This is a genomic window from Bacillus sp. SIMBA_005 (genome assembly GCF_046535585.1).
Taxonomy (GTDB): domain Bacteria; phylum Bacillota; class Bacilli; order Bacillales; family Bacillaceae; genus Bacillus; species Bacillus pumilus.
The window spans coordinates 1-336 of sequence record NZ_JAWRWI010000137.1 but is presented as its reverse complement, the minus strand read 5'-3'; the positions used below and the strand labels follow the sequence as shown (position 1 = coordinate 336).

The window sequence follows — 336 nt, the reverse complement described above, 5'->3', positions numbered from 1 at the left end:
CTCGAAGTCAAACGGCTGAAGTCAGGGCCGCGTGTCAATCTCGTGCACGTAACGTCTGTCAGCACGACGAGCCAGTCGCCGGACAGCCACCGATCTTCCTATATCGAGGCAGCGGCAACGATGGTTCTGCACGAACACGGACCGTTCGACGTTGTTGTCCGCGAGCATTACACGAAAGGACGCAATAGGCGATCGACACAAACGGTGTTTGGTGCGTGGGCTGTCATCGACTTGGCGCTCGGTAAGTACGGCTATAAGGCAGATGTGGAGATCACGCCGACAACGGTTAAAAAGGACGTAACCGGAAAAGGCAGCGCATCAAAAGACGAAGTAGAG

At 55.4% G+C, this 336-nt stretch carries 1 protein-coding gene; it reads left to right on the top strand.

Annotated features, from left to right (window positions below):
• Window positions 1-15: 15 nt before the first annotated feature.
• Window positions 16-336 (top strand): crossover junction endodeoxyribonuclease RuvC (locus tag SB660_RS19470; RefSeq protein ID WP_410583889.1); only part of this gene is annotated, 321 nt, incomplete at its 3' end.